The following is a 25,577-nucleotide window of genomic DNA, read 5'->3' on the forward strand; positions in this document are numbered from 1 at the left end:
AGAAGCAATTGTTGTTGGCTATGCCACGACGCTCGCGGGCTCTGCTGGGCGCGGAGCACGTCGCGGCTGGCGATTCTTCATCACGCCCGAGGCGTGGATGATCTCGTTGACGAATTCTTCCTGGCGATAGGCCATGACATGGACGCCATGCACGCCTTCGATCTCCTTGATCTCCTGGATGAGGTCGATGGCGAGCTGCTTGCCTTCCGCCTTCTCGTTCTTCGACTTTTCCATTCGCTCGATCACGGCGTCGGGGATATGGACGCCGGGCACATTGGAGCGCATCCAGCGCGCCGTCTTCGAAGACGGCAAGGGCCCCACGCCGATGAGGAAGAAGGCCTTCTCGTGCAGGCCCTGCGCGCGCACCTTGTCCATGAACGACCGCAGCATCGGCACGTCATAGCAATATTGCGTCTGGATGAACTGCGCGCCGGCGGCGATCTTCTTGCCGATATGGACGGCGCGCTGATGGACCGGCGGCACGAAGGGATTGGCGGCACCACCTAAGAATACGCGCGGCGGCACGGTGATCTTGCGCCCAGAAAGGAACTTCCCCTCATCGCGCATGCCGCGGATGCATTTCAAAAGCGAGGTCGAATCGAAATCGAAGACCGGCTTGGCTTCCGGCTGGTCGCCGGCCTGCACACCGTCGCCGGTCAGGCACAGGATGTTCTGCACACCCATGGCGGCCGCCCCCAGCACATCGCCCTGGATGGCGATGCGGTTCCGGTCGCGGCAGGAGATCTGCATGATCACGGCATAGCCGGCCCGCGTCAGCAGCGAGCAGATACCGACCGACGACATGTGGCAATTGGCGCCGGAGGCGTCGGTCGCGTTGATGGCGTCGCAGACTTCGGAGAGCACCAGCGCGCGGTCATAGACATCGCGCGGATCGGCGGAATCCGGCGGGTTGAGCTCGGCCGTCACGGCGAACTTGCCAGCACGCAGGATGCGCTCCAGGCGCCCGCCCGAGGAATGACCGGGAAGATGGGGCAGCGGTGCCGCTGGATCGATCTGCGGGTCCATCATGCCGCCTTCCCCTCACCCGGGGTCGCGGGCTTTGCCGCATCGGGCTTGGCGGCTTCCGGCTTCTTGGCGGGCGGTGCCTTGGGTGGTTTCGGCGCGAACTCGCCGACCTTCTTCTCCATGCGCACGACACGCAGCCACGAGGAACGGCCTTTGATCTTGTTGTCGACCTGCAGCTGCACGTCCTGGATCTTGGAGAGGTCGCCCATGTTCTCGGCACCCATCCAGCCCTGGACCCAGACACATTTCATCTCGGGCTTCACTTCGCAATGGCCGTTGGGGCGCACCCCGCCGCAAGGGCCGTTGCGCAGAGTCTTCGGGCAATTCATCGGGCAGGACATGCCGGTCGATGAGAGCGCGCATTGCCCGCACATCTGGCAATCGAACAGCAGGCCCTTGGTGGCCTTTTCCATCACCTGGAACGGCCGCTCGATCTTCTCATAGCCGATCTTGTTCCACAGCGGATGCAAGGCCACGATGACGCGCTCGAAGGCTTTATAAAAGCGGTTGAGGCCCTTTGCGTGGCGCACCGACCAGAGGCGCACTGCGTACATGGGATGACGCCCTTATGCTTTCGCGGCGGCAACGCCGCCGGTGTCAACGAGTTCCTTCAGCTTCTCCTCCGGAAACGCGGCTTCAAGCGCCGCCGCGGCCTTGGCCACCTCGGCTTCGAGATCGTCGCTCACCTCGACCGGGGCGGCACGGCGCCATTCGGCCAGGTATGAATCCGTGTCGCGCAGATTGGCGCGCATGGCGGCGCGGTCGATCGCCTTTTCAAAGCGCTCGTCGAGCTGTTTCTTGGCGCTGTCGCGCCCCTTCTTGACGATGACCTGGGCGGGGATATCGCGCCAGTAGACGGTGACCAGCTGAGCCATGTCGTTCTTCAATCCTGTTTTTGCGCAGCGGCCGCCTGCTTCATGAAGCTGGCCATCTCGCCGTAACCCGTATATCGCCGCTCGAAACTGAGGCCCAGTCGCGCGGCGGCGGCCTTGGCCTTCTCTGTCAATGCCGGGTCGTCGATCTGCGCCAGATAGACGACACGGCGGTAATGGCCGAAATAGGCGTCGCGCAACTCCGGATGCTTGTCGAGGCCCATCCCTTGCCAGATCAGCCGGTCGAAATGGCGGGTGATGTAGTCGGTGAGGAAAAAGCTCCCCAACTCCTCTTCCATCATCCCGTCGAAGACCGCATGCCCGGCGAAGAAATCGTAGCAATGGGGCCCTTCGATCCGTTCGACCCCCTCCTCCTTCAGCACCTCGTCGAGCAAGCCGCCCGTTCCACAATCGCCATAAAGCACGAAGATCTCTTTAAAGCGCTTCTTGCCCCAGCGTATTTTTGTCCTGACGCCGTCCGGGATCTTGTCCGGGCGGTTATGCCAGATTGCCGGCAGGCAGGTCACCGCCAATTGGTCATCCGACCAGCCGTTCGCGTCGCGCACAGCCACGAATTCCTTGGCCAGCGCGCCGCAGGCAATGATCAGGCAACCCGACTTGGCCGCGTTCGACACATTCCCACTCCAACAATCGGCCTATTGCTAGGCCCTCTACCCATACATGGCTGCAATTGGGGCGACTGCAGATAGTCGATTAACGACTAGCCGTCATGTCGCAAACTGAACTTTTCTCACGCCCAGGTGAGGTCGGGTCATGATCGTCCGCAGAGTGCCGCCTAGGTCATCTGTCACATTTCCTCGTATTAATGGTCTATAGAGCCTAAATGGCCGAGAGAATAGGACACCGGTCGGAGCATTAATCTTTTCTTAATCCATTGAAATATAGTCATTTTTTAGGTTTAATCTGATCTAGATCAAATTTCGCTCGTTTTCATCCTGCTAGATTTCCAACACGGCCCACAACGCTGAGATGTATTCCGCCATAAAACAATAGTGATCGAGGGGATATTTGAATGAGCGAGCGCAAGCCTGATCTCCATATCGCCGAACGTCTCGCTTTTTCAGGAATCGACGCCAACGTCCTTGGTGTCATCGGCTCATTCCGTGGCGAAATCGAAGCCATCCTGCCTGGTGCCGTCGCCGCCTTTTATGACCATCTTTCGCACTGGCCGCAGCTCACCGGCATGTTCTCCAGCCCGGCGCGGATCGAACATGCCAAAGCGGCCCAGACGACGCATTGGAAGCGGTTGTTCTCTGGCACGCTCGATGAAGCCTATTTCGAGTCTGCCCTGAAGATCGGCCTCATCCACGCCAAGATCGGCCTGGAGCCGCGCTGGTACATCGCCGCCTATCACCGCACGCTGTCCCACCTCATCCGTCGCGCCGTCATCGCCTGCTATTCGCGCCTTCATGCCCACCGCGCGACGGTCGAGCTCGGCGATATCGTCTCGGCCATGACCCAGCTTGCCATGCTCGACATGGACATCGCCGTCTCGGCCTATTTCGAGGAATTGCAACGCCAACACGGTCTGGACATCGAACGCATCGGCGAGAATTTTCGCGGCAAGGTCGGTAGCGTCATCGTGGCGCTCAAAAAAGTCTCCGAGCATCTGCAGTCCGGATCGACCGAGCTCACCAGCAGCGCGCATTCGGCCGCTGCCGATGCCGAGGCCGTCTCTCAAGCCTCGCTGGTGACCGCCCAGAACGTCGAAAGCGTCTCGGCTGCCGCCGAGGAGCTCACGGCCGCGATCAACGAGATCCAGCGCCAGACCGCCAGCGCCAGCACCATCGCCTTGCAGGCTGTCGGCGAAGCCAACAGTTCGAACGAATCCGTGGCGACGCTGGAGCAGGCTGCCGGCCATATCGGCAATGTGGTGCGGCTCATCGACGACATTGCCGGCCACACCAACCTGCTGGCCCTCAACGCCACCATCGAAGCGGCGCGCGCCGGCGATGCGGGCCGCGGGTTCCAGATTGTCGCTGCCGAAGTGAAGGGCCTGTCGCGCCAGACTGCGGAGGCGACCAACCAGATCTCCAGCGAGATCAAGGCCATGCAATCCGCCACCGGCACATCGGCGCAGGCCATCCATACCATCGCCAGCACCATCAGCCGCATCAGCGATACCACGACAGCGATTGCCGCCGCCGTCGAACAACAGGGTGCCGCCACGACCGAGATCGCGCGCAGTGTCGAGACCGTGTCGCGCAGCACGACGGATGTCACCAACCGCATGGCGGCGGTGGCCAGTTCCATCGGTGTCGCCAACCGGATCGCCGACAGCGTTTCGCATGAGATTACCGATCTGATGGCACAGACCCATGCGCTGGAAAATGAAGTCGAGGGATTCTTGAACAGCCTGTCGCAGCGCGCCTAGCCGTCATTTGCGGCAGGCGGCAGCAGGTTCGAGATAGGACATTTGGCCTTTGCTAAGACAGCAATCCGCACAGCAATCGGCATTGGACTATACGAAGGTATATCACCGCCCACGCATTGGTAGAAGGCAGCGCGGGTTTAGCAATTTGTTTACGCGGCTGTCATTGAAATATTCGGAGAAATTCCGGCAGGGGCCGGTCCTTTGTGATCGCGGACACTGAAAGATCGAAAGAGAAAATCATGAAGAATCTTCGCATCGGCGTGAAGCTCTCGCTGGCCATGGGCTTGTTGCTTGTCATCATGGCGGCGATGGGTGTGCTTTCCATTGGCCGTCTCGCCGCCGTCAACGACCAGTCGACCATCATCGCCGAAAACTGGCTGCCCAGCGTCGACATCACCGACAAGCTCAACATGAACACGTCGGATCTGCGCATCGCGCAGGGAACCCACATCATGTCGACGACTGATGAAGAAATGGCCAAGGCGGAAGCCGATATTGAGGCGCAGAACAAGATCATCGCCGATAATCGCCAGATCTACGAACCGCTGATTTCTTCGCCCGAGGAGAAAGCGCTCTACGACAAGTTCGGCCAGCAATGGGATGAGTATCTGCAGAAGAGCAAGCAAGTCATCGAACTGTCGCGCCAGAACAAGAACGACGAAGCGTCGGCGCTCTTCAAGGGTGAGGCGCGCCAGCATTTTGACGATGCCTCCACCACGCTGACGGCCCTCGCCAAGCTCAACAAGGATGGTGCCAGCGCCGCCAGCGCCACGGGCGATGCCATCTATGCCTCGTCGCGCATGATCGTCATCGTCAGTCTGGTCGTGGCGATCCTCTTCGGCGTCGTCGCCGCCGTCGTCCTGGTACGGGGCATCAGCGGCCCGGCCACCGCCATCGCCAGCACCTTGCAGACCATGGCAACCGGCAACCTGGACATCAAGGTGCCAGAAACCGATCGCCGCGACGAGATGGGCGATATCGCCAAAGCGAGCCTTGTCTTCCAGGAAGGCATGATCAAGGCGCGCAAGCTGGACCAGGAAGCCAAGCAGGAGGCCGAACGCCAGGCCGAGCGCGGTCGTCAAGTGGAACTGGCCGTTACCGCCTTCGAAACCGTGATCACCGAAGTGGTGGCCGTGGTGAGCGCCGCCGCAACTGAGCTGCAATCGACGGCGCAGACCCTCTCCGCCACAGCCGAGGAAACGGCGCAGCAATCGACCGCGGTCGCTGCCGCCACCGAAGAAATGTCGCAGAACGTGCAGACCGTGGCCTCGGCCACCGAAGAGCTCTCGGCCTCGATCAGCGAGATCTCCAGTCAGGTTTCGGAATCGACCCGGATCGTCGGCAACGCCGTGGACCAGGCCAACGACACCAATGCCAAAGTGAAGAGCCTGTCGGAGGCCGCGCTGAAGATCGGCGAGGTCGTGAACCTCATCAACGACATCGCCGGCCAGACAAACCTCCTCGCCCTCAACGCCACCATCGAGGCAGCGCGCGCGGGTGAGGCCGGCAAGGGCTTTGCCGTCGTGGCGTCCGAGGTGAAGACGCTGGCGACACAGACCTCACGCGCCACCGACGAGATCGCCGCACAGATCCGCTCGATCCAGGAGGCGACCGATCAATCGGCGACAGCCATCGGCACCATCACCCAGACCATCGGCCGTGTGAACGAAATCTCGACCGGCATCGCGTCGGCCGTGGAAGAACAGGGGGCTGCCACCCAGGAGATTTCACGCAACGTCCAGCAGGCGGCAGCCGGCAGCGCCGAGGTTTCCAGCAACATCGTCGGTGTGACACAAGCCTCGCAGCAGACCAGTGCCGGCTCGACCCAGGTGCTGAGCGCCGCCAGCGAACTGGCCCATAACGGCGAACGCCTGAAGCGCGAGGTCGATACCTTCCTGCACAAGGTGCGCAGCCTTTGAGGCATCCGTGCTGCGGCGCAATGTCACCTGGTTGCGCCGCAGCATGAAACCCATATCCAGTCCATCAATCTAGGAGACCGGATATGAGCCACATGTTACTCCAATCCCTCAGTGGCGATGCCGCCACGCCGAGCCCCTGGAGCACCATAGCGGCTGTTTTTGGCGCTTGGGCCGCGGCCCGTGCCTGCGCCAGCGCCTTGGAATTCGGTCGCCAGCCAGCACCTGCCGATCTGCGCCGCGTCGGCATCGATCCGGTCGCCTTTTCCCGTATCCGCCTCTACTAAGCGGCATTTCTTTACGCGCGCGTGCTTGTGTTACGCACAAAATGTGGCACGCGACACATTGAAAAGGAATGGGCTGAACCCCATCTCAATTCCATGACGGATGGAGCCGCACCCCAGTGGCCGTCCTGGTCGAAATAGGCGAAAGGCCCGCAACTGCAACCCCGTTTGCAAGCGCGCTTCAGCCCGCCGCCCAACCCTTTCGCCGGATCACGGATGTACTGACCGGCAAAGGTGGGCTGGCGCAGACGACCCAGCCTTTCCCCTATTCCGCCGCCTTGTCGCGATCGAGGTTTTGCAGCGTGTGACTGATCCAGTGGCGGGTCAGTTTTTCCTGCACCGATTGCTGACCCAGGCGCTGCCTGAGGCCTGCGAAATCGACGCGGTCGAGGTCCTGGTCCTGGTTGAAGCAGGAGAAGACGACGCTTTCCTTCCCCGTCACCGGGTCCTTATGCGGCTGCAGGCATTGGGCGCAGATTTCCTTCATCATGCATTGCATGGGCGAGTTGATCGAGCCCACGGCGCAGTGCGCGGGTTTCAGATAGGGTTTCAGCACCTCATGCCTTGCGCGCTGCACCGCCGCCATCATGCCGTCGGAGCCGATGGCGATGATGCGGTCGACATCGCCGAGCGGGATCGGGACGGGACCAAGCCTCCCATCGGCATAGGCGACGATACTGTCGATGATGTTGCCGACATGGGTTTTGTCCTGCGGCCGTGTCGGCGCAAATCCCGGCGCCTCATCCGATGACCAGATGACGATATCGGCGGCAGCTTCAATGTCCGCGACCTTGTAGCGGTCCTCCAGCTTCTTGTAGCCAGCGAAATAGAGCACCTTCGACCCCGCCGCCCGCAACGCGCGGCCGATCGAGAACAGCACCGCATTGCCGAGCCCGCCGCCGGCCAGCAGCACGGTTTCGCCGGCAGGAATTTCGGTGGGCGCACCGGTCGGGCCCATCAGGATCACCGGCTCGCCCGGGGCCAGCTCGGTGCAAAGTGATGACGAGCCGCCCATCTCCAGGACGATGAGGCCGACCAGGCCCGCATCGGGATCGGTCCAGGCGCCGGTGAGGGCCAGACCTTCCATGGCGAGCACGGTGTCGCCACTGCGGGGGGCGAGGCTTTCGAAATTCTGCAGGCGATAGAATTCGCCGGGCTGGAAATTGGCCGCGGCCTGGGGCGCCTCAACCACCACCTCGACGATGGTGGGCGTCAGGCGATTGACGACGCGAACGCGCGCGCGCAGGCGCTTGTTCAAGCCGTCCAGGAAAGCGGCGGCATCGTCTTGCCGCGTGCGTTTTTCCAGCGCCGTGGCGACTGCGGGCCAGCCCTGCTTGGCGCTGCCCATCGCCTTCACCACATTGCCGGCAAAGCTCGGATGCAGATCGCCGAAGAAGCTGACTGCCCGGCCATCATCCTTGGCAAGCGTGATGACGCGGACCTCGTTGGGCTTGGCGAGTTTTTCCGGCGTCACCACGGCACCCGCGTCATCAAGCGCGCGGAAATACTGCCCGTCGAGGCCGAAATGGGCAGCGTCTTCGCGTGCCAGCACCGTGTTGGGCCGCGTCCCTGCCGCCACCAGCACAGCGCGGGCCGGAAGGTCATGCGCCGTGCCATCGGCATGGGTGAAATGGATGCGTGTCGCAAAGCCATTCTCATCCACATCGATGCGGGTCGGCGTCAGATTTTCGGCAAAGCGGATGTTCTCCTCCAGCGCCTTTTCCACCTCCTCATGATTGAGCGTGTAGGACGGCGCGTCGATGAGGCGCCGGCGATAGGCGAGTGTCACGCCGCCCCATTCCTGCAGCATTTCCGAGATGCGGGGATGCGTTCCTGCGGCGGCCGCACGCGCGCGTTCGGCGCGGATGGCGCGGCCATGGGTGAGGAATTCATCGACAACGGGCAATTCAACAGCGTTCCACGAAGCCCGCAGTGCCGCCTCGCCTTTCTCGGCCGCAATCGTCTCATAGCGCGTCAGGAATTTTTCAACCTGCAGCGGGTAATAGGCCATCGCCTCGGTCGCCGTATCGATGGCAGTGAGGCCGCCGCCGATGACGACCGCCGGCAGGCGCAATTGCAGATTGGCGATGGAATCGGCCTTGGCCGCACCGGTCAATTGCAGCGCCATCAGGAAATCCGACGCCATGCGGACACCCTTGGCGAGGCCCCCCGGCATGTCGAGCAAAGTCGGCTTCCCCGCCCCCATCGCGAGGGCCACATGATCGAAGCCCATCGCCCAGGCTTGGGTTAAGGTGATCGTGCCGCCGAAGCGCACGCCGCCGAACATGGCAAAGCTCCGCCGCCGCTCCAGCAGCAGGCGGATGATTTTGAGGAAATTCTTATCCCAGCGCACGGTGATGCCGTATTCGGCGACACCCCCGAACCCCGCCATGGCGCGGCTGCCCAATTCTTCCCTAAGATCGGCGATGTCGCGGATGGGGCGGAAGGGCACGCGCGCACCCGTCGCCGTGACGCCGGAAATCTCAGGCGGCAGCGGCTCGATCTTCAACCCGTCGATCGCCGCCACCATATGGCCGTCATTCATCAGGTAATGCGCCAGGGTATAACCGGCCGGGCCGAGGCCCACCACCAGCACCTTCTTGCCCGAAGATGGCTTGGCGACGGGATGATGGAAATTGAGCGGGTTCCAGCGCGTGAGCAGGCTGTAGATCTCGAACCCATAGGGCAGCGCCAGCACGTCCTTCAGCGTCCGTGTTTCGGCCTGGGGGATATCGACCGGTTCCTGTTTTTGATAGATGCAGGCCTTCATGCAATCGTTGCAGATACGGTGGCCGGTCGCCGCCACCATCGGGTTGTCGATGGCGATGATGGCCAGCGCGCCTAAGGGCTGGCCGGCGACCTTGGCCGCATGCATCTCGGAGATTTTTTCTTCGAGCGGGCAGCCGGCGAGCGTCACGCCGAAGACGCTTTTCTTGAACGTGCCGTCCTTTTCATGGAGGCCCTTGGAACAGCTGTCCTTGCCCTGGTTGTGGCACCAGATGCAGTAATTGGCGTGATCGAGCGCCCCTTTGAGATCGGTGCCGTGATCGGTGAGGGCGAAGCCTTCGCGGTGGCGCAGCTTGTCGGCGCCAAGCTTATAGGATGTGACACCGTCCCGCGTTTCCGTCTCGAGATGCAGCAGATGCAGCGGATCGATCTTCCGTGGTGCCTTGAAGAGGATGCCGTCGCGATGGCGCTCTTTCCCCGCCTCGCTCTGCGTCGCCCAGGCGGCGTATTGCAGGGCAAGGTCGATGGGCACCGCATGCGCCGCTTCGTCCTGGCACCAGCCGTCGACGGCCGTGGCAAAGGCCAGTTCATCGAAGGTGCCGCCGATGAGGGGCGTCAATTCTACGCGCAAGGCATCGGCATCGATTCGCGCGATCTTGTCCGCGCCATAGGCCTTCAAGGCGCGGCGCTGAACGAAAAGGCGCTTGCAGGTATAGAGCGGCGCCAGGCGGTTGTGCGCGCCCTGCAGCGCTTGAAGTTCGCGCGTGATGCCGAACAGCGTGCCGATGAAATCCTCAAGCCAGGGGGCGAGATCGAGGATCAGCTGGGAGTGCGCCTTGGCATCCAGCGCGCTGGGCGTTGCCCGCGCGGCGCCAAGCCGGCCCAGCAAGGCCGGGTCGCTATCGCCGAGATATGTCAGAAAGGCGTCATCCAGCCGGGCAAGGCCGGCGGGGTCGTAGAGATCGTCGAAACGCAGGCCGTGCGGCAGCGCCAGATCATCCATCAGGTGGCTTCCTTCATAACACACTGAACGCGCGGCATTTAGGTGGCTCACTCGGGGGTTATTATTCGTACACAAACAATTGCGCGCAAGGGCTTTCCCGTCGCAGGCAGGCGATTGCTGCGCTGCAGGGTATCTTATCTGTAGGGTAACAATCGCAACCTCGCTCGCGAATTCGTGGTTAGACATTTGGCGGGCCTTTCCAAATACTTGCCCGCCACAAGAAGAACGAGACTGACCCGCTGGCTGAAGTGCCGTGTGACCCGGTTCACAGCGTGCCGTCCGGAAGCTGCCCATTATCGGCAGGACGGCGCGGGGAACTGGGTAGGTCCGACGACGCCCGACAGATGATCAACCGGATCAAGACGTTTACGAGAGAGAAGAGGAGATAGAAATGACAAGCCAGCGCCCAACCTTCATCCGCCCATCCTTCACCCGCATGACGTTGATCGCCCTGATGACGGGCCTCAGCTTAGGCGTCGCCAGCCACGCTTTTTCCATGGGGTCGGATTCGACGGCACCCGCCGCCAAGGCCGACGACTACAAGAAAGCCGTCGATCTGATCGATGACGAGAAATACGCGGCGGCCATTCCGCTGCTGCAGAAGTCGATCAAGGAAAAGGGCGAGTATGCCGACGCGCTCAACCAGCTGGGCTTTGCCAACCGCAAGATGGGCAATTGGAAGGCCGGCATGGAATATTACCTGAAAGCCTTGGCGCTGGAGCCCAAGCATCTCGGCGCCAATGAATATCTGGGCGAGCTTTATCTGGAGCAGAAGGATCTGCCCAATGCCGAGAAGCAGCTCGCGGTGCTGAAGGCCGCCTGCGACGATTGCGACGAGTTCGACACACTGGAAGAAGCGATCGACGATTACAAGGACGACAACAACATCAATTGAGGGCTAGCTTCAGGCTCGCAGCTGCCACCAAAAAAGATCGTCATGCCCGGACTTGATCCGGGCATCCACTCTCACAAGCGTCACATGTGGATCCCCGGGTCTTCGCCGACGCATGTCGGCATACGCCGACAGGGCCCGGGGATGACGCATTCTGCAAACTATCCCCGCGTCACCACCAGATAGCCCCTCAGCATCCCATCCTCGCAAGGATGCGCCATGGCCTTGAGGAGATGCGGGAGCGGTGCCCAGGCGGGCTCGTAATCGGCCTTGTAGACATCGAGCACCAGCACGCGATCGGTCGCTGCATCATAGGCACCGAGCGGTGAGAAATGGCCGATATCGCTGCCGTCGCCGTAGAAATCGTCAAGATGGAAATTGGCGATGGGGAAGCTGCCGGCGCCTGCTTCCATCGCCGCGAGATCGGCGCGCAGGGTGGCAAGAGCAGCGGCATCCGCGCGGGCCACGGGCCTACGCTCGACGCGCCAACCGGCAAGCGCGTAATACGCCAGCGCCTGCTCCAGATGATCGGCAAGCTCCAGCAATTTGCGCCCGCCGCCTTCCGGCGCGATGCCGGCGCGCCAATCGGTGTGGTCGAAGAGATCCAGCAGGCGCTTCTCGCTCACCAGGCCGCTGATGCGGTTCTGCCCTTCAACTCCGCGGGCAGCATTGAGCACCATGACGGCACTGGCCAACGAACAGGATGAATCGGTGTGCTGGTGCAGCTGATGCGGCATCAGCGCCCAGAAATTCGGCGCCGGGTTTCGCCGCACATAATCATTGTCGGTAGCGAGCCGCGAGAGCGTTGATATCTTCGGGCTGTCCATCAGCTGAGCCTTTCATAGATCCAGCACGATGCCGCGACATAGCCCGGGCTGGTCGTGCCGATCTCGCCCGCCAGCAAGGCATTGGCCTGGGGCAGAGCATGGAATGGGACCGCCGGATTGGCGTGATGTTCGGCATGATAGGGCATGTTCCAGGCAAGGAAGCGCACGATGGGATGGGTATAGGTCGTGCGCGAGCGCTGCAGCATCGGCGCGGGGGCGAGCGGGCAACCCCAATGTTCCGCCAGCAGATAGAGCCGCAGCATCGGCTGGCCGAGCAGGACCGGCAGGAGCCAATAGCGGAGCGCGATATCCGATCCGGCGGCGAGCGATAGGGTGAGAATTGCGCCATAGATGCCGATGATCAGGCGCGATTCGGCGATGACCTTCTGCCGCTGCGTGTCATTGCCGTAGAAATCTTCCGGCACTTGGCCGAGGGCGCGTGTTACCAAGCCGCGCAATTGCCAATACCAATAGGGCAAGCCGCTGACATAGAGCAGCCATTGCCGGCGGGTGGCCGGGCGCGGTGTGCTGAGTTCCGGGTCACGCGCCGGATCCTGGGTGTGGCGGTGATGGGCGAAGTGAAAGGCGCGGAAATATTCGCGCGGCAAAACCAGCAGCACGCCGATGACGAAGGCCACCGCGTCATTGAGCCAGCGCGTGGCAAAGGCCGTGCGGTGAATGGTTTCGTGCAAGGGTGCAAAGAGAAAAACCAGCGCCACGCCATGGACGAACATCGCCGGCCACAGCCAGAGGGAATGGCGTGCCGCCATAATCAGTGTCGCCGTCACGACGAGGACCACCGCATGACGGGCAAGCTGCGTGAGGCCGGCGGCATCGCTGCGCGTCACCAGGTTTTTGAGCGCCTGGGCCGAATTCTCGCGTTCCACCGGTGTCGCGTCGATTTCAACCATCATCCTATTCCGCGGCGTCCGCCCGTTCCACCTGCGCCGAGGGGAAGGCGAGGACACCCAGGGTCTGTTCCCGCCCGCGCAGCTGCAATTGATGAAGCGACATCAGGTCAAAGGCAAGGCCGCCGCGCCGCGCCACCAGGTCGGAGATCACCAGCTGCGCACCGAATTCCTTGGTGGCCGTTTCCAGCCGGCTTGCCGTGTTGACGGTGTCGCCGATGGCCGTCAGATGCTGGTTGGCACCGTAGCCCATGTCACCGACGATGACGGGGCCGAAATGGATGCCGATGCCGATGCGCAAGGGCTGCTTGAGATCGCTCACCAGATGCCGGTTGAGTTCTTCGAGATTGACCGACATGCGGCGCGCGGCTTCCAGTGCCTGGGTGCAGGCGCGCTGGCCATCGTCGCCGGCCATACCGCTTTCGATGCCGAACAGCGCCATGACGCCGTCGCCGATGAATTTGTCGAGATGGCCGCCGGCACCGCTGACCGCCTCGCCCATCGCCTTGAAATAGCGGTTGAGCAGGAAGACGACGTCATAGGGCAGGCGCTGTTCGGAAAGCTGCGTGAAGCCGCGGAGATCGGCAAAGAGCACGGCGATTTCGAGCTCGCGTCCCGAATGATAGTCGCCCCGGGCATGCGCCTGTTGCGGTCCCGCCTGCGCCGGCAGCAAGGGCGCCACGGTGAGGGGGGCGTTGGGGCGAAGCTGGCAGGCGAGGCGCGTATCGGGGGCGGCCCCCACGCGCGCCAGCACGCGCCGCTCGTCATCGCTGGGGATCGGCAATTGTGCAGCACCTTTGAGGATCTTGACGCGACAGGTGGAACAGCGCCCACGCCCGCCGCAGACCGAGGCATGCGGGATGTTGGCGCTGCGACTGGCTTCCAGCACCGTCATGCCGGATTGGATGCGGACCTTGGCGCCGTTCTCGTACTGGATCTCGATGGCACGGGCGCGGCCGATCTGATCGCGGATGACGCGTGCCACCAGCACGCCGCCGAGCAACGCGCCGCAGATCCAGAAGCCCATGATCTGGAGCTGGTGCACGTCGGTGGCGGCAGTGGCGTCTGGCCAGCGGTCGCGCTCTTTCAAGGCCGGCAGCCAGGTTTCATCTTCCAATTTCTCGGCCACGGCGCGGCCGGCATCGGCAAAGCCGATGAGCGCGAGCACCGGCAGGACGACGGCAAAGGCAAAAAGACAAGGCCGTGCCTTGGGGAACCAGGGCTTGAGGCGCAGCCAATAGCCCATGCCGATGCAGCCATGAATCCAGGTGGTCAGCACCGCCAGGGCCTGCAGCGCACCATAGCCCGGCAGAAACACCCAGAGCGAGAGCAGCACATAGGCGTAGGAATCCTCGAAATCGAAACGCTCGCTGGCATAGGCGGTACCCAGCACATGGAGCATGAGGAGCGGCGGCGTGGCGAGGCCGAGGACCAGTTGCGCCCCTTCCCAGAACGGCATCTTCAGCGATCGGCGGCGATAAAGCGCGATGAGGGCCACAGTGAGATGCAGGAATACCGCGATGAAGAGCGCCCATTCGATCGGCGGAAAGCGCCAGAAGGCGAGGAAGACATAGCGGCCCGCTTCCAGCCAGCGCAGCGAGACAATACCCAGCGCATGATTGAGGTTATGTGTCAGCACATAGGCAAAGAGAATAAGACCGGTCACCAGCCGCACGCGCCCCAGCCAGCGATTGCCGCGGGCTGCGGCCAGGGCGAAGAAGGAAGGAGTTGAGGGCAATCTATGCTTCTCCGGGATGGGTCGCGCGCGTGGGCGTCGTTTGCGTCGGTTTCGCCGGTTTGATAATAGTCGCCTCCATGACCGATTGGAAACCGCCCCGCCTCACCCCCCATGTTTTCGTTAATCCGCGCCTCAGCCCGGCCGAGGAAAGCTTGGGAAAAGCAGCACCCGGCGTCGTCGATGCCAACGGCTTTGCCCGTGCCGCCACCGAGATCAAGGCCTGGCCCGGTTACCAGCCGACGCCGTTGCGGTGCCTCGACGGGCTGGCCGCCCAGCTGGGGTTGGGACGCATCTATTACAAGGACGAGGGCGGCCGCTTTGGCCTCGGCGCCTTCAAGGCCGTCGGCGGCGCCTATGCGGTGCTGCGGCACCTGCAGAACGAGCTTGCCCACGAATCCGGGGGCACTGTGAGTGTCGGCGATCTGCTGGCCGGCAGGTATCGCGACCGGACCAAGGACATCACCGTCTGTACCGCGACCGACGGCAATCACGGCAAATCGGTCGCCTGGGGTGCCAAGCTCTTCGGCTGCCGCGCGGTGATCTATATCCATGCCGGGGTGAGCGCCGGGCGCGAACAGGCGATTGCTGCCTTCGGCGCCGAGATGCGCCGGATCCCTGACAATTATGACGCCTCGGTCCGCGCCTGTGCGGCGGACGCCGCGAAGAACGGCTGGCAGGTGATCTCCGATACGACCTGGGAAGGTTATCAGGAGATCCCGCGCCACGTCATGCACGGCTATGGCGTGATGATGGGCGAGATGCTGGCGCAATTGCCGGACAGCGCATTGCCGACGCATATCTTCATCCAGGCAGGTGTCGGCGGATTGCCGGCGGCCGCGGCCGGCTATCTGTGGCTGGAATATGATGCGCTGCGCCCCAAGGTCGTGGTGGTCGAGCCGGAGAAGGCGGATTGCCATTACCAGAGCGCCAAGGCGGGCACGCCCACCGCTGTCACCGGCAAGCTGGACACGCTGATGGCGGGCCTCGCCTGCGGCGAGGTTTCGCCACTCGCCTGGACGTTGCTTGATAAAGCGAGCTTTGCCTTCATGACCGTGCCGGACGATGCCGCGGTCTTTGCGATGAAGACCTTGGCAAGAGGCATCGGCGGTGATGAACGCGTGGTAGGCGGCGAAGCCGGTGTGGGCGGCCTTGCCGGCCTGATCGCGGCGGCAATCGATGCGCCGGCACGCGATGCGCTGCTGCTCGATCCGCAGTCTAAGGTGCTGATCATCGGCAGCGAAGGTGCCACCGACCCCGTACTCTATGAAAAACTGGTGGGCATCAAACCCGAAACGGTACTGCCGGCATGAGCGACGACAAGCTCACGGCCGATCGTTTGGCGCGGCAGAAGCGGCGCGAGGAACGCATGCGTCTCCTCGCCTCCGGCCCGCCTTCGCCCTGCATCAGCGTCTGTCAGATGGACCCGATGACGGGCTATTGCATCGGCTGCACCCGCACCATCGACGAGATCCGCGATTGGATCATCTCGAACCCGGACGAACGTCACGCCATTCTTGCAAAAATCGCCGAACGTCGCGCCAAGGCCGCGGAAAGGTAAGAACCGATGAGCGAGCGCGGCCTGCCGGCTGAACGTCCTGCCGGGGATAATGCCACGACGGGCATCGTCCTCCTCGTGCTTATCACACTGTTCTGGGGCGTCAATTGGCCGGCGATCAAGCTGTCGGTCAACGAAGTGCCTGTCTGGGCCTTCCGCACTATCTGCCTGTTGGCGGGGGCGGGCGGTCTCTTTGCCATTGCGGCGGCAGCCAAACTGCCCTTGCGCATCCCGCGACAAGATCTCAGACCGCTGCTCATCGCCGCCCTGGGCAACATCACCGGCTGGCACCTCTTTTCGGCGTTGGGCGTGATGCACATGCAGCCCGGCCGTGCCTCGATCCTGGCCTTCACCATGCCGCTCTGGGCTGCCCCCATTGCCGCGCTCTGGCTGAAAGAAAAGATCGACGGATTGCGGCTGGCGGGGCTCGGCGTCGGCATGATCGGCCTGCTCGTCCTGGTCGTTCCCGACCTCGCCAATATCAGCGCGGCGCCCCTGGGGCCGGTCTTCATGCTGCTCGCCGCGATCTCCTGGGCCTTCGGTACGGTCGCCTTGAAGACGCATTGCTACGGCATGCCCACCACCTCGCTGGTCGCCTGGCAGATGCTGCTGGGCGGGCTGCCGATCTTCATCGGCGCGGCACTGTTCGACGGCAGCTTCGATCCCAGCGCGGTGAGCGCGCTCGGCTGGGGTGCGGTTGCCTATGCCGCCCTCATCCCGATGATCTTCTGCCATTGGGCCTGGTTCAGGGTCGTCGGCATCTATCCAGCCGTCGTCGCCGCCATCGGCACGCTGGCCATTCCGGTGGTTGGCATCATCTCATCGGCGCTGATCACGGGCGATGCCGTTGGCTGGGACGAGATCCTGTCTTTGGCGCTGGTCGTGCTGGCCCTGTTCCTGGTGCTGGTGGCGCCGCAATTGCGCCGCAGGACTTGATGTCCGGCTCTTAAGCCTTCACCGCGACGCAGTTGAGCAGCGTCTCTTCGCGATTCCGCGGCGGCTTGATGCCGAACCAGCGTTCCAGCAGCCCAAGATCGTTGCGGCTCCACCACAGATAAGGGAGCGAGATAGCAGCCTCGTCGACACGAAAACCGGCGGCGCGGATCATGGTGAGATACTCATCGGCCGAGCGCTGCACATCCATCGGGTGGCGGAACAGCAGGCGGATCATCGGCGAATGGATGTATTTGCGCGTCGATTCCGCAAACAGGAACAGGCCACCGGGCTTCAGCACACGGTAAAATTCACTGAGGGCCGCTTCCTGATCCATCAGATGATGGAAGGTCTGATGGCAAAACACGATATCGACGGATTGATCGTCGAGCATCATGCGCGATGATGTCGTTTGCTGGAATTCAACCCGCAGCCCTGCCGCCGCCGTCTCCTCTGCCGCGATCTCCAGCATCGCCGCGTCGACATCGATGCCGATCATGCGATTGGGGCGGAATCTGTCCTGCAGCAGCTTGAACGATCGACCGCGCCCGCAACCGACATCGACAATGGTCGGATCCTGCGGAGGCGGCTCCGGCATCAGCCGCTCCAGATCCTTGAGCGCCCGCGCCAGCACATGCACCGCCCAGGTCTCGGTCTTCAGGAACCAGACACCGAAACGCGATTCCGGCACGAACATGCTGGGCGTGAGCGCAGCATTGCGCCGGTAGAGGACGGAGTCCATCAATTAAACAACCTGGGTGGCATCGAACGAAATGCCTTGATGCCACCCAGGACTGTCGATGGCAATAGCTAGTCAGCGAACCTCAGGCTGCGGAACTCAGGCCGCCGTGCCGCCAACGGTGAGGGCGTCGATGCGCAGGGTCGGTTGGCCGACGCCGACGGGGACGCCCTGGCCTTCCTTGCCGCAGGTGCCGACGCCGGTGTCGAGCTTCATGTCGTTGCCGATCATGCCGACCTTGGTCAGCACATCCGGGCCGTTGCCGATGAGTGTCGCCCCCTTCACCGCCGGGCCGATCTTGCCGTCTTCGATGAGATAGGCTTCGGAGGCCGAGAAGACGAACTTGCCGGAGGTGATGTCGACCTGGCCACCGCCGAAATTGACGGCGTAGAGGCCCTTCTTCACGCTGGCCAGCACCTCGGCCGGGTCGTGCTTGCCGCCCAGCATGATGGTGTTGGTCATGCGCGGCATCGGGTTATGGGCAAAGCTCTGCCGGCGGCCGTTGCCGGTGGGCTTCATGCCCATGAGGCGCGCGTTCTGCCGGTCCTGGATATAGCCTTTGAGGATGCCGTCTTCGATGAGGGTCGTGCACTGCGTCGGCGTGCCTTCGTCGTCGATGGTGAGCGAGCCGCGGCGATCGGTGAGCGTGCCGTCATCGACGACCGTGACACCGGGGGCGGCAATCCGCTCACCCATCAGCCCGGCAAAGGCGGACGTCTTCTTGCGGTTGAAATCGCCTTCGAGCCCGTGGCCGATCGCTTCATGGAGCAGAATGCCCGGCCAGCCCGGCCCCAACACCACCGGCATTTCGCCTGCGGGCGCCGGAATCGACGCGAGATTGACGATGGCCTGGCGCAGCGCCTCGTCGGCGCCATGCTGCCAATGCGCCGGGTCGACGACGCCGTCATAGGTGACGCGGCCGCCGGACCCGAAGGAGCCGGTTTCCATGCGGCCGTTCTCCTCGACCATGACCGAGATGTTGAGGCGCACCAGCGGGCGGATGTCCGCCATGCGCTGGCCGTCGCCGCGGATGATCTGGATCGCGGACCAGGAGCCTGAGATCGAGCACATCACCTGGCGCACGCGCGGATCCTTGGCGCGGGCATAGGCGTCGATTTCCTCGAGCAGTTTCACCTTCTTCTCGAAGGGCAGAAGACCCAGCGGATTATCCGGCGCGTAAAGCTGGCGGTTGGTGCCGACGGGGCCCACATCGAGCTTGCCGTCATGGCCGGCATGGACCGCCTTCACCGTCTGCGCGGCACGCGCGAGGGCACCTTCCGAGAGGTCGCTGGCATGGGCATAGCCGGAGATTTCGCCCGAAATCGCCCGCAGGCCAAAGCCCTGCGTGGTGTCGAAGCTGGCGCTTTTAAGGCGCCCGTCATCGAAGGACAGCGCCTCCGATTGCTGGTATTCCAGATAGAGTTCGCCGTCATCGGCGCCGTTCAAGGCATCGGCCACCAGGGTCTCGGTCTTGCGCTGGTCGAGGCCGGCGCGTTCGAAAAACAGGGTATCGGTGGTGGCGATATTGGACATGGGCGGAAGCTCCGGAAGGCGTCTGGGGCAAAAGCGCGTCAGCAGGATTTAGGACGCCAGTAAGATATAGGACGCTGGGCGGCGAATTGCCACCGCCACGGAAACCCTTGCAATCACAGGGTTTAGCGGGTGCCGCCGACGCGGCGCTCGATTTCGGCGAGCAGTTGCGGCAGGTCGATCGCATCACCACCCCCGGCCATGCGGTCGCCCGGCTGGGCGGCACCCAAATCGAGCACCGCGATGCGCCGCTGCTCGGCCACCGCCACAAGCCGGCGCTGTGATTCTTGGCGCGCCGGGTCCGGGTCGCCAAGGTCCATCAGGATGAGGTCCGGCACCACGGCGCGCATGGCGACGAGGGCCAGCTCCGCCGTATGCACCGTCGTCAATGAGACATGGGGAATCTGCGCCAACGCCCGTTCCATCAAGCGGACATGGGCCGGGTTGTCCTCGACATAAAGAATGTGCCGCTGCTCGCGCTTGACGCGGCCGCGCGCGGGGGCCACTTCCGGATAATCCCGTGCCGCTGCCGGTTCGATGGCGGCGACGGCACCGGCGATGGGCAGATCGATCCAGAACGTGCTGCCTTCACCCGGGACACTCTGGAAGCCGATCTTACCGGCCATGAGTTCAGTAAGCTTCTTGGTGAGCGACAGGCCGATGCCCGTGCCCTCGATCGCCAATGTCTCGGCACCCAGCCGGCTGAAGGGCACGAAGAGTTCCGATTGGCGATCTGGCCTGATGCCGATGCCGGTATCGCGCACGGAAAGGCGCAGATAGCCGGGCCGAATTTCAGTGCAGGTCACGTCGATACGCCCGCCGATCTTGTTGTACTTGATGGCGTTGCTGAGCAGATTGAGGAATATCTGACGCAGCCGCACGCGGTCGGCCAGCATCTGCGGCAGCGGCAAAGCGGGCCTGGCGACATGCAAGGTGACCGCCCGCGCTGTCGCCATGGTCTCGATGAGCGGCAGGGCATCGGTGATGACGGCCAGGGCGTCGATCGGCTCGATCTTCAGGCCGATGCGCCCGGCATCGATCTTGGCGAGTTCCAGAATGTCCTGGATGAGTTCGAGGAGATGGCGCCCGCCGGTCATGATGTCGCGCAAGTATTCGCGCTGTTTGAGCTCCAACGGCCCGGCGTGCTCCGTTTCCAGCAGCTGCGCATATCCGAGGATCGCATTAAGCGGCGTGCGCAGTTCGTGGCTCATATTGGCCAGGAAATCCATCTTGGCGCGGTTGGCGCTTTCAGCGCTTTCCTTGGCCTGGCGCAAGGCGATTTCGGATTGCTTGCGGCTGGTGACATCCTGCACCGTGCCGAATGATCGCAAGGGTGTGCCGTCATCGGCAAAGGTCGTGTTGCCGCGCACCTCGACATATTTCGTGCGGCCGTCCGGCATGACCAGGCGGTGGGTGAGATCGTAGGGCAGCCGATTGGCAAATGCCTCGGCACTGGTCTTCTGGATCAGCGCCCGGTCCTGGGGGTGAACGCGCTGCTCGAAAAGGTCAAAGGTGGGTTGCTGTACTGCAGCTTCGACCTCGAGGATCGAGAAAAGCTCGTCAGACCAGTTGCGCGATTCGTCCCTGTGATCGATTTCATAGGAGGCGATCCGCGCCGTGCGCTGCGCCTCGCGCAGGCGCGCCTCGCTGGCGCGCAGGGCCTGTTCGGTGAGGAGCATCTGGTTGATGTCCTCGACCATGCCGACCAATTGATGGGGCCGCCCGTCCGGCAGGCGCGACAGGGCCACCGTGAGGCGAACCCAGATGATCTCGCCGTTCTTGCGGACATAGCGTTTCTCGAGCGTGTAGGGGCCGCGCGTGCCGGCGATCAACTCATCGCCAAGGCGCGCATCGATGCTGACGTCGTCGGGATGCGTGATCTCGGCAAAGCTGCGGCCTTCGAGCTCCTCGGCCACGTAACCGGTCAGTTCGCAAAAACGCGGATTGGCACGGATGAAGACGCCGTCGAAATCGGAATAGCAGATGCCGACCGACGCCTGTTCGAAAATGGCTTGGAAGAGACACGCGGTCTCTTCATGGGCGCTCATCGGCACCGCTGCCGGCGGAGACTGTCCGCCTCCGATATTTCGATCTGCCTTCTGCATCGCTCTCGACATGCCGACTTCGCGTCCCGGTTCATGAATTGCCGGGGATCGCCCGGAAATCGACCATAGAACCCAAGTTGCTAAGGATTTCTTAGCCCTCGCTGCTGCTGGGGCGCCGAAATCCGGGTGTTTTCACCGGCCGTCCGGACGATGACGAGACTAGGAATTCAGTCTACACGATCCGGCAGGGGCTGCCAATTCTCGTGGCGGCGCGCGCTTGGCGGCGGTACCGTTTCCGGGCGATGAGCGATAAACGATGCCCGCTTTGCGATCGCGCCCTCCCCCAGGATGGCAGCACCGATCGACACCATTTGGTGCCGCGCAGCCGTGGCGGCAGGATGCAAGTGGAACTGCACAAGATCTGCCACCAGGCGATCCATGCCCTGCTGAGCGAGGCGGAATTGGCGCGCGACTTCAGCACCGTCGACGCCTTGCGCGCGCATCCGGCCCTCGCGCGCTTCATTGCCTGGGTGAAAAAACGACCAGCGCATTACCAGGACCGCAGCAGATGGTCCCGGGCGCGGCGGCGGCCGTGAAGGCGCGCCCTTTGGCTCCACAACAGGAGCATTGCCGCGCGCGGGCGACAGCGTTAGGTTCCGCGCAACCAAATCTTAGGAAAGTTGACCCCTATGCGCCCTTCCGGCCGTGCCGCTAACCAGCTGCGCAACATCGAATTCATCGTCGGTTTCAACCGCCATGCCGAGGGCTCGTGCCTCGTCAAGTTCGGCGACACCCATGTCATCTGCACCGCCTCGTTGGACGAGAAGGTGCCGCCTTTCCTCAAAGGCTCCGGCAAGGGCTGGGTTACGGCCGAATACGGCATGCTGCCGCGCGCCACCCATACCCGCGGCGATCGCGAGGCCGCGAAGGGCAAGCAATCGGGCCGCACGCAGGAAATCCAGCGCCTGATCGGCCGGGCGCTGCGCGCCGTGACCGATCTCAAAGCCATCGGCGAAAAACAGATCAAGATCGATTGCGACGTCATCCAGGCCGATGGCGGCACGCGCACGGCGGCCATCACCGGCTCCTATATCGCGCTCCACGAATGCTTCCGCCTGATGAAGGATCTGGGCGCCATCAAGCAGATTCCCTTGAGCGACCAGGTGGCGGCAATCTCCTGCGGCCTTTACGAAGGCCATGCCGTGCTCGATCTCGATTACCCGGAAGATTCCAATGCCGAGGCAGATGCCAATTTCGTCCTTACCGCCAAGGGCGGCATGGTCGAGGTGCAGGCGACGGCAGAAAAGGAAGCCTTCACCGATCCGCAATTTGCCGAGCTGCTCAGCCTGGCGCGTAAGGGAACGTCCGAATTATTCGAGATGCAGCGCGCGGCCCTGGCCGCCGCGGCCGAGAAAAAGAAGAAGTAATGGCCAGGGTCTTTACCGGCGGAAAGCTGGTTCTCGCCAGCCACAATCCCGGCAAGCTCAAGGAAATCGCCGAACTCCTCGCGCCCTACAAGGTCGATGTCGTCTCGGCAGGGGCGCTTGGCCTGCCGGAGCCGGAAGAAACCGAGAAGACCTTCATCGGCAATGCGCGATTGAAAGCGGTAGCCGCGGCGACCGCCAGTGGACTGCCAGCACTCGCCGATGATTCGGGGCTTGAGGTGATGGCCTTGGGTCGCGATCCCGGCATCTATTCGGCGCGGTGGGCGGGGCCCACCAAGGATTTCGCCATGGCGATGGCGAAGGTGCTTGATCTACTCAAAGGCAAGAGCGATCGCAGCGCGCGTTTCGTCTCGGCGCTGGCATTGGCCTGGCCCGACGGGCATTGCGACGAATTCGAGGGCGATGTCTGGGGGCAGATTGTCGACGCACCCAAGGGCACGCGCGGCTTCGGCTATGACCCGATTTTCCGCCCCGACGGCTACACCGAGACCTTCGGCGAGATGGCGCCGGAAAAAAAGCACGAGATGAGCCACCGCGCCGTGGCCTTCCGCCTGTTCGTTGAAGGCTGTTTCAGGAAGTAATCAAGCGCCCCTCTCCCCGCAAGCGCGGCGAGGGGCTTAAAGCAAGGCCTCGGTCGAAACTCCCTCGCCCCACGAAGTGGGGAGAGGGTTGGGGTGAGGGGCCTTCAGACCGCGCGGCTGTGCCGCTTGGCGGCGGGGACCAGATAGGCGTCGAAAACCGCCGCCACGACGCGCTGGAACGGCAGGCCGCGTTCGGTCACGGTGAGCACCGTGCCGGTGAGATGGCAGAGGCCGTCTTCCAAGAGCGGCGCCAGTGGCTCCATCACCTGTCCGGCGTCGAACGCGAAATCGGCAAGGTCGACGCGGCCGAAGCACATGATCTGCTCGATGATGGCGCGGCGACGGCGATCCTCGTGGCTCACCGCCACCCCCTTGACCGCCGCCAGCCTGCCCTCCCCCACGTCGCGAGCCCAGGGCGTATGATCCGGCGCGTTCTGCACATAGCCTTGCGGCAGCGCAGAAATTGCTGAAGGACCGAAGCCGATCAGCGTATCGGCACGGTCGACCGTGTAGCCCTGGAAATTGCGCTTCAGCGTGCGGTTGTCGCGTGCCACACGCAAGGAATCGCCGGGCTTTGCAAAATGATCGAGGCCGATCCGCGCATAATCGGCGGCTGCCAATGCCTGCGACGCCGCTTCGAACTGGCGGAAGCGGGCATGCCCATCGGGCAGGCTCTGTTCGTCGATGAGGCGTTGATGCGGCTTCATCCAGGGCACATGCGCATAGCCGAAAAGGGCGATACGGTCCGGCGCCAATGTCACGGCCTGTGTCACCGTGCGCCGCAGGCCCGAGACGCTCTGGAACGGCAGGCCGTAGATGAGATCGAGATTGAGCGCCCGGATACCGACGCTGCGCAGATCGGCGACGCAGCGTTCGACCAGATCGTAGGGCTGCACCCGGTTGACCGCCGTCTGCACAACGGCGTCGAAATCCTGCACGCCCAGCGAGGCGCGATTGACGCCGGTTCGGCGCATGGCGGCCAGGAATTCCGCATCCAGCGTGCGCGGATCGAGTTCGATGGCAAGGTCGAGATCGGCATCGAGCGCGAAGTGATGGTCGAGTGCCGCCATGATGCGTTCGAACTCACCAGGCGCCAGGCTGTTGGGCGTACCGCCGCCGAAATGGACCGAGGTTACCTGCCGCCGGTGGCTGCCGGAGGTGAGGATGTCGGCCACCATGCCGATTTCCTTCAGCAGCATCGCGGCAAAATCGGCGATCGGCTGATGGCGCGCCACGATCTGGGTATTGCAACCGCAGTACCAGCACATCTTGCGGCAGAAGGGAATGTGCAGATAGAGCGAAAGCGGCTCGTCGGCAGGCAGGTTACCGAGCCATCCCGTCATCACCGCAGCATCGATACCGTCATGGAAATGCGGTGCCGTCGGATAGGACGTATAGCGCGGCACCGGGCGATCGTAGACGGAGATGAGGTGGTCCGTGATCATCATGGCCCCAAGGCTAAGTGTTGACCGCCTGGCAGTTCTTGATTCAAATCAAGCCCGGATGGCTGAAGATGGGAAGAGATCGATGGCTGCGACAAAATGGACCATTCCCGCGCGCAAAGGCCTTGCGGTGAAAGTGGCCAAGGGCTGCACCTTCAGCGTGGTGAATACCCATGGCAGCCAAGTGGTCGATACCTGGGCGTTCAATGCCGCCGACATGGCCGAGTTCATGTCCCTGGAACACAGCCGCGCCGGCTTCCGCCGCCTTGTCAGCCGGATCGGCGACACCTATCTCACCAATAAACGCCGGCCAATCGTGACCGTGACCGACGATACCTCGCCGGGGCGGCATGACACATTGGTTGCCGCCTGTGACGTCTATCGCTACCAGCAGCTGGGCCATCAAGGGCACCACGACAATTGCACCGATAATCTCAGGGATGCACTCGCCGCCCTGGGCCTCAAGGCCACGGAAACGCCGGCTCCACTCAATCTTTTCATGAATATTCCCTGGGAGCCCAATGGCGATCTCTTCTGGAACGAGCCGATGAGCATGGCCGGCGATGCCGTGACCTTCCGCGCCGACATGGACATCGTCGCCGTCTTTTCCGCCTGCCCCATGGACCTGCTGCCGATCAACGGCAAGGATTGCATTATCCGCGATGCCCACGTGGTTGTGGGGTGAAGCTTTATCACCGATTTTCGCGCTGTCATCGCCC

23 protein-coding genes are annotated in these 25,577 nt (G+C 63.0%); 11 read left to right on the top strand and 12 right to left on the bottom strand.

What is annotated here, in order from left to right; genetic code table 11:
- Positions 1–18 precede the first annotated feature (18 nt).
- The 4 genes from SMD31_RS07905 to SMD31_RS07920 are packed head-to-tail and all read right to left on the bottom strand — an operon-like array spanning position 19 to position 2,533.
- The gene (locus tag SMD31_RS07905; protein WP_320500267.1) at positions 19–1,029 is read right to left on the bottom strand and encodes a methylenetetrahydrofolate reductase; all 1,011 of its coding nucleotides are present in this window, start codon (positions 1,027–1,029) and stop codon (positions 19–21) included.
- Positions 1,026–1,580 carry a methylenetetrahydrofolate reductase C-terminal domain-containing protein gene (locus tag SMD31_RS07910; protein ID WP_320500268.1) on the bottom strand — a complete coding sequence of 185 codons (555 nt, stop codon included), beginning with the start codon at positions 1,578–1,580 and terminating at the stop codon, positions 1,026–1,028. The genes SMD31_RS07905 and SMD31_RS07910 overlap by 4 nt, the downstream gene beginning before the upstream one ends.
- Positions 1,581–1,592: 12 nt before the next feature.
- Positions 1,593–1,901 carry a virulence factor gene (locus SMD31_RS07915; protein WP_320500269.1) on the bottom strand — a complete coding sequence of 103 codons (309 nt, stop codon included), beginning with the start codon at positions 1,899–1,901 and terminating at the stop codon, positions 1,593–1,595.
- An 8-nt stretch (positions 1,902–1,909) separates the two neighbouring features.
- Positions 1,910–2,533, bottom strand: a complete 624-nt coding sequence (locus tag SMD31_RS07920) for a DUF1638 domain-containing protein (RefSeq protein ID WP_320500270.1) — start codon at positions 2,531–2,533, stop codon at positions 1,910–1,912.
- Between the two features lie 398 nt (positions 2,534–2,931).
- Here SMD31_RS07920 and SMD31_RS07925 point away from each other — a divergent pair, with 398 nt between their 5' ends.
- The 3 genes from SMD31_RS07925 to SMD31_RS07935 all read left to right on the top strand — a co-directional run bounded on the left by SMD31_RS07925 (position 2,932) and on the right by SMD31_RS07935 (position 6,496).
- Positions 2,932–4,293: a globin-coupled sensor protein gene (locus SMD31_RS07925; protein ID WP_320500271.1), complete on the top strand. Its 1,362-nt coding sequence runs from the start codon at positions 2,932–2,934 to the stop codon at positions 4,291–4,293.
- A 239-nt stretch (positions 4,294–4,532) separates the two neighbouring features.
- On the top strand, positions 4,533–6,212 hold the full coding sequence (locus SMD31_RS07930; RefSeq protein ID WP_320500272.1) for a methyl-accepting chemotaxis protein: 1,680 nt from the start codon (positions 4,533–4,535) through the stop codon (positions 6,210–6,212).
- A 92-nt stretch (positions 6,213–6,304) separates the two neighbouring features.
- Entirely contained in the window at positions 6,305–6,496 is a 192-nt protein-coding gene (locus tag SMD31_RS07935; protein ID WP_320500273.1) for a hypothetical protein, read from the top strand.
- Between the two features lie 262 nt (positions 6,497–6,758).
- Here the strand turns inward: SMD31_RS07935 and SMD31_RS07940 are convergent, their stop codons facing one another.
- On the bottom strand, positions 6,759–10,223 hold the full coding sequence (locus SMD31_RS07940) for an FAD-dependent oxidoreductase (RefSeq protein ID WP_320500274.1): 3,465 nt from the start codon (positions 10,221–10,223) through the stop codon (positions 6,759–6,761).
- A 391-nt stretch (positions 10,224–10,614) separates the two neighbouring features.
- On the opposite strand from SMD31_RS07940, the gene SMD31_RS07945 reads away from it, so the two are divergent.
- Positions 10,615–11,118: a tetratricopeptide repeat protein gene (locus SMD31_RS07945; RefSeq protein WP_320500275.1), complete on the top strand. Its 504-nt coding sequence runs from the start codon at positions 10,615–10,617 to the stop codon at positions 11,116–11,118.
- Positions 11,119–11,276: 158 nt separating this feature from the next.
- Here SMD31_RS07945 and SMD31_RS07950 read toward each other — a convergent pair whose 3' ends face one another.
- Genes SMD31_RS07950 through SMD31_RS07960 form a run of 3 tightly spaced genes read right to left on the bottom strand, consistent with a single transcriptional unit; the run spans position 11,277 to position 14,588 of the window.
- Complete coding sequence (locus SMD31_RS07950; RefSeq protein ID WP_320500276.1) at positions 11,277–11,942, bottom strand: phytochelatin synthase family protein; 666 nt, start codon at positions 11,940–11,942, stop codon at positions 11,277–11,279.
- A complete protein-coding gene (locus SMD31_RS07955; RefSeq protein ID WP_320500277.1) occupies positions 11,942–12,856 on the bottom strand; it encodes a fatty acid desaturase in 915 nt (304 codons plus the stop codon). Before SMD31_RS07955 ends, SMD31_RS07950 begins: the two co-directional genes overlap by 1 nt.
- Before the next feature lies 1 nt (position 12,857).
- Complete coding sequence (locus SMD31_RS07960) at positions 12,858–14,588, bottom strand: adenylate/guanylate cyclase domain-containing protein (RefSeq protein ID WP_320500278.1); 1,731 nt, start codon at positions 14,586–14,588, stop codon at positions 12,858–12,860.
- Positions 14,589–14,665: 77 nt separating this feature from the next.
- On the opposite strand from SMD31_RS07960, the gene SMD31_RS07965 reads away from it, so the two are divergent.
- Genes SMD31_RS07965 through SMD31_RS07975 form a run of 3 tightly spaced genes read left to right on the top strand, consistent with a single transcriptional unit; the run spans position 14,666 to position 17,079 of the window.
- Positions 14,666–15,898: a diaminopropionate ammonia-lyase gene (locus SMD31_RS07965; protein ID WP_320500279.1), complete on the top strand. Its 1,233-nt coding sequence runs from the start codon at positions 14,666–14,668 to the stop codon at positions 15,896–15,898.
- Entirely contained in the window at positions 15,895–16,146 is a 252-nt protein-coding gene (locus SMD31_RS07970; protein WP_320500280.1) for a DUF1289 domain-containing protein, read from the top strand. The genes SMD31_RS07965 and SMD31_RS07970 overlap by 4 nt, the downstream gene beginning before the upstream one ends.
- Before the next feature lie 6 nt (positions 16,147–16,152).
- A complete protein-coding gene (locus SMD31_RS07975) occupies positions 16,153–17,079 on the top strand; it encodes a DMT family transporter (protein ID WP_320500281.1) in 927 nt (308 codons plus the stop codon).
- Between the two features lie 10 nt (positions 17,080–17,089).
- Here the strand turns inward: SMD31_RS07975 and SMD31_RS07980 are convergent, their stop codons facing one another.
- The 3 genes from SMD31_RS07980 to SMD31_RS07990 all read right to left on the bottom strand — a co-directional run bounded on the left by SMD31_RS07980 (position 17,090) and on the right by SMD31_RS07990 (position 21,393).
- Positions 17,090–17,818 carry a class I SAM-dependent methyltransferase gene (locus SMD31_RS07980; protein WP_320500282.1) on the bottom strand — a complete coding sequence of 243 codons (729 nt, stop codon included), beginning with the start codon at positions 17,816–17,818 and terminating at the stop codon, positions 17,090–17,092.
- Between the two features lie 96 nt (positions 17,819–17,914).
- Positions 17,915–19,348, bottom strand: coding sequence for a metalloprotease TldD (tldD, locus tag SMD31_RS07985; protein ID WP_320500283.1), 1,434 nt, complete (start codon positions 19,346–19,348; stop codon positions 17,915–17,917).
- A 122-nt stretch (positions 19,349–19,470) separates the two neighbouring features.
- Complete coding sequence (locus tag SMD31_RS07990; RefSeq protein WP_320500284.1) at positions 19,471–21,393, bottom strand: PAS domain S-box protein; 1,923 nt, start codon at positions 21,391–21,393, stop codon at positions 19,471–19,473.
- Between the two features lie 401 nt (positions 21,394–21,794).
- Between SMD31_RS07990 and SMD31_RS07995 the strand changes: the two genes are divergently transcribed.
- From SMD31_RS07995 to rdgB, 3 genes are all read left to right on the top strand, one after another.
- The gene (locus SMD31_RS07995; protein ID WP_320500285.1) at positions 21,795–21,986 is read left to right on the top strand and encodes an HNH endonuclease; all 192 of its coding nucleotides are present in this window, start codon (positions 21,795–21,797) and stop codon (positions 21,984–21,986) included.
- 93 nt (positions 21,987–22,079) lie between these two features.
- Positions 22,080–22,817 carry a ribonuclease PH gene (gene rph, locus SMD31_RS08000; RefSeq protein WP_320500286.1) on the top strand — a complete coding sequence of 246 codons (738 nt, stop codon included), beginning with the start codon at positions 22,080–22,082 and terminating at the stop codon, positions 22,815–22,817.
- Positions 22,817–23,416, top strand: a complete 600-nt coding sequence (gene rdgB / locus SMD31_RS08005) for an RdgB/HAM1 family non-canonical purine NTP pyrophosphatase (protein WP_320500287.1) — start codon at positions 22,817–22,819, stop codon at positions 23,414–23,416. Before rph ends, rdgB begins: the two co-directional genes overlap by 1 nt.
- Before the next feature lie 104 nt (positions 23,417–23,520).
- Here the strand turns inward: rdgB and hemN are convergent, their stop codons facing one another.
- A complete protein-coding gene (hemN, locus tag SMD31_RS08010) occupies positions 23,521–24,864 on the bottom strand; it encodes an oxygen-independent coproporphyrinogen III oxidase (RefSeq protein ID WP_320500288.1) in 1,344 nt (447 codons plus the stop codon).
- Between the two features lie 79 nt (positions 24,865–24,943).
- On the opposite strand from hemN, the gene SMD31_RS08015 reads away from it, so the two are divergent.
- Positions 24,944–25,543: an urea carboxylase-associated family protein gene (locus SMD31_RS08015; RefSeq protein WP_320500289.1), complete on the top strand. Its 600-nt coding sequence runs from the start codon at positions 24,944–24,946 to the stop codon at positions 25,541–25,543.
- The last annotated feature ends 34 nt before the right edge of the window (positions 25,544–25,577 follow it).

It is taken from the genome of Dongia rigui, from assembly GCF_034044635.1.
Classification (GTDB): domain Bacteria; phylum Pseudomonadota; class Alphaproteobacteria; order Dongiales; family Dongiaceae; genus Dongia; species Dongia rigui.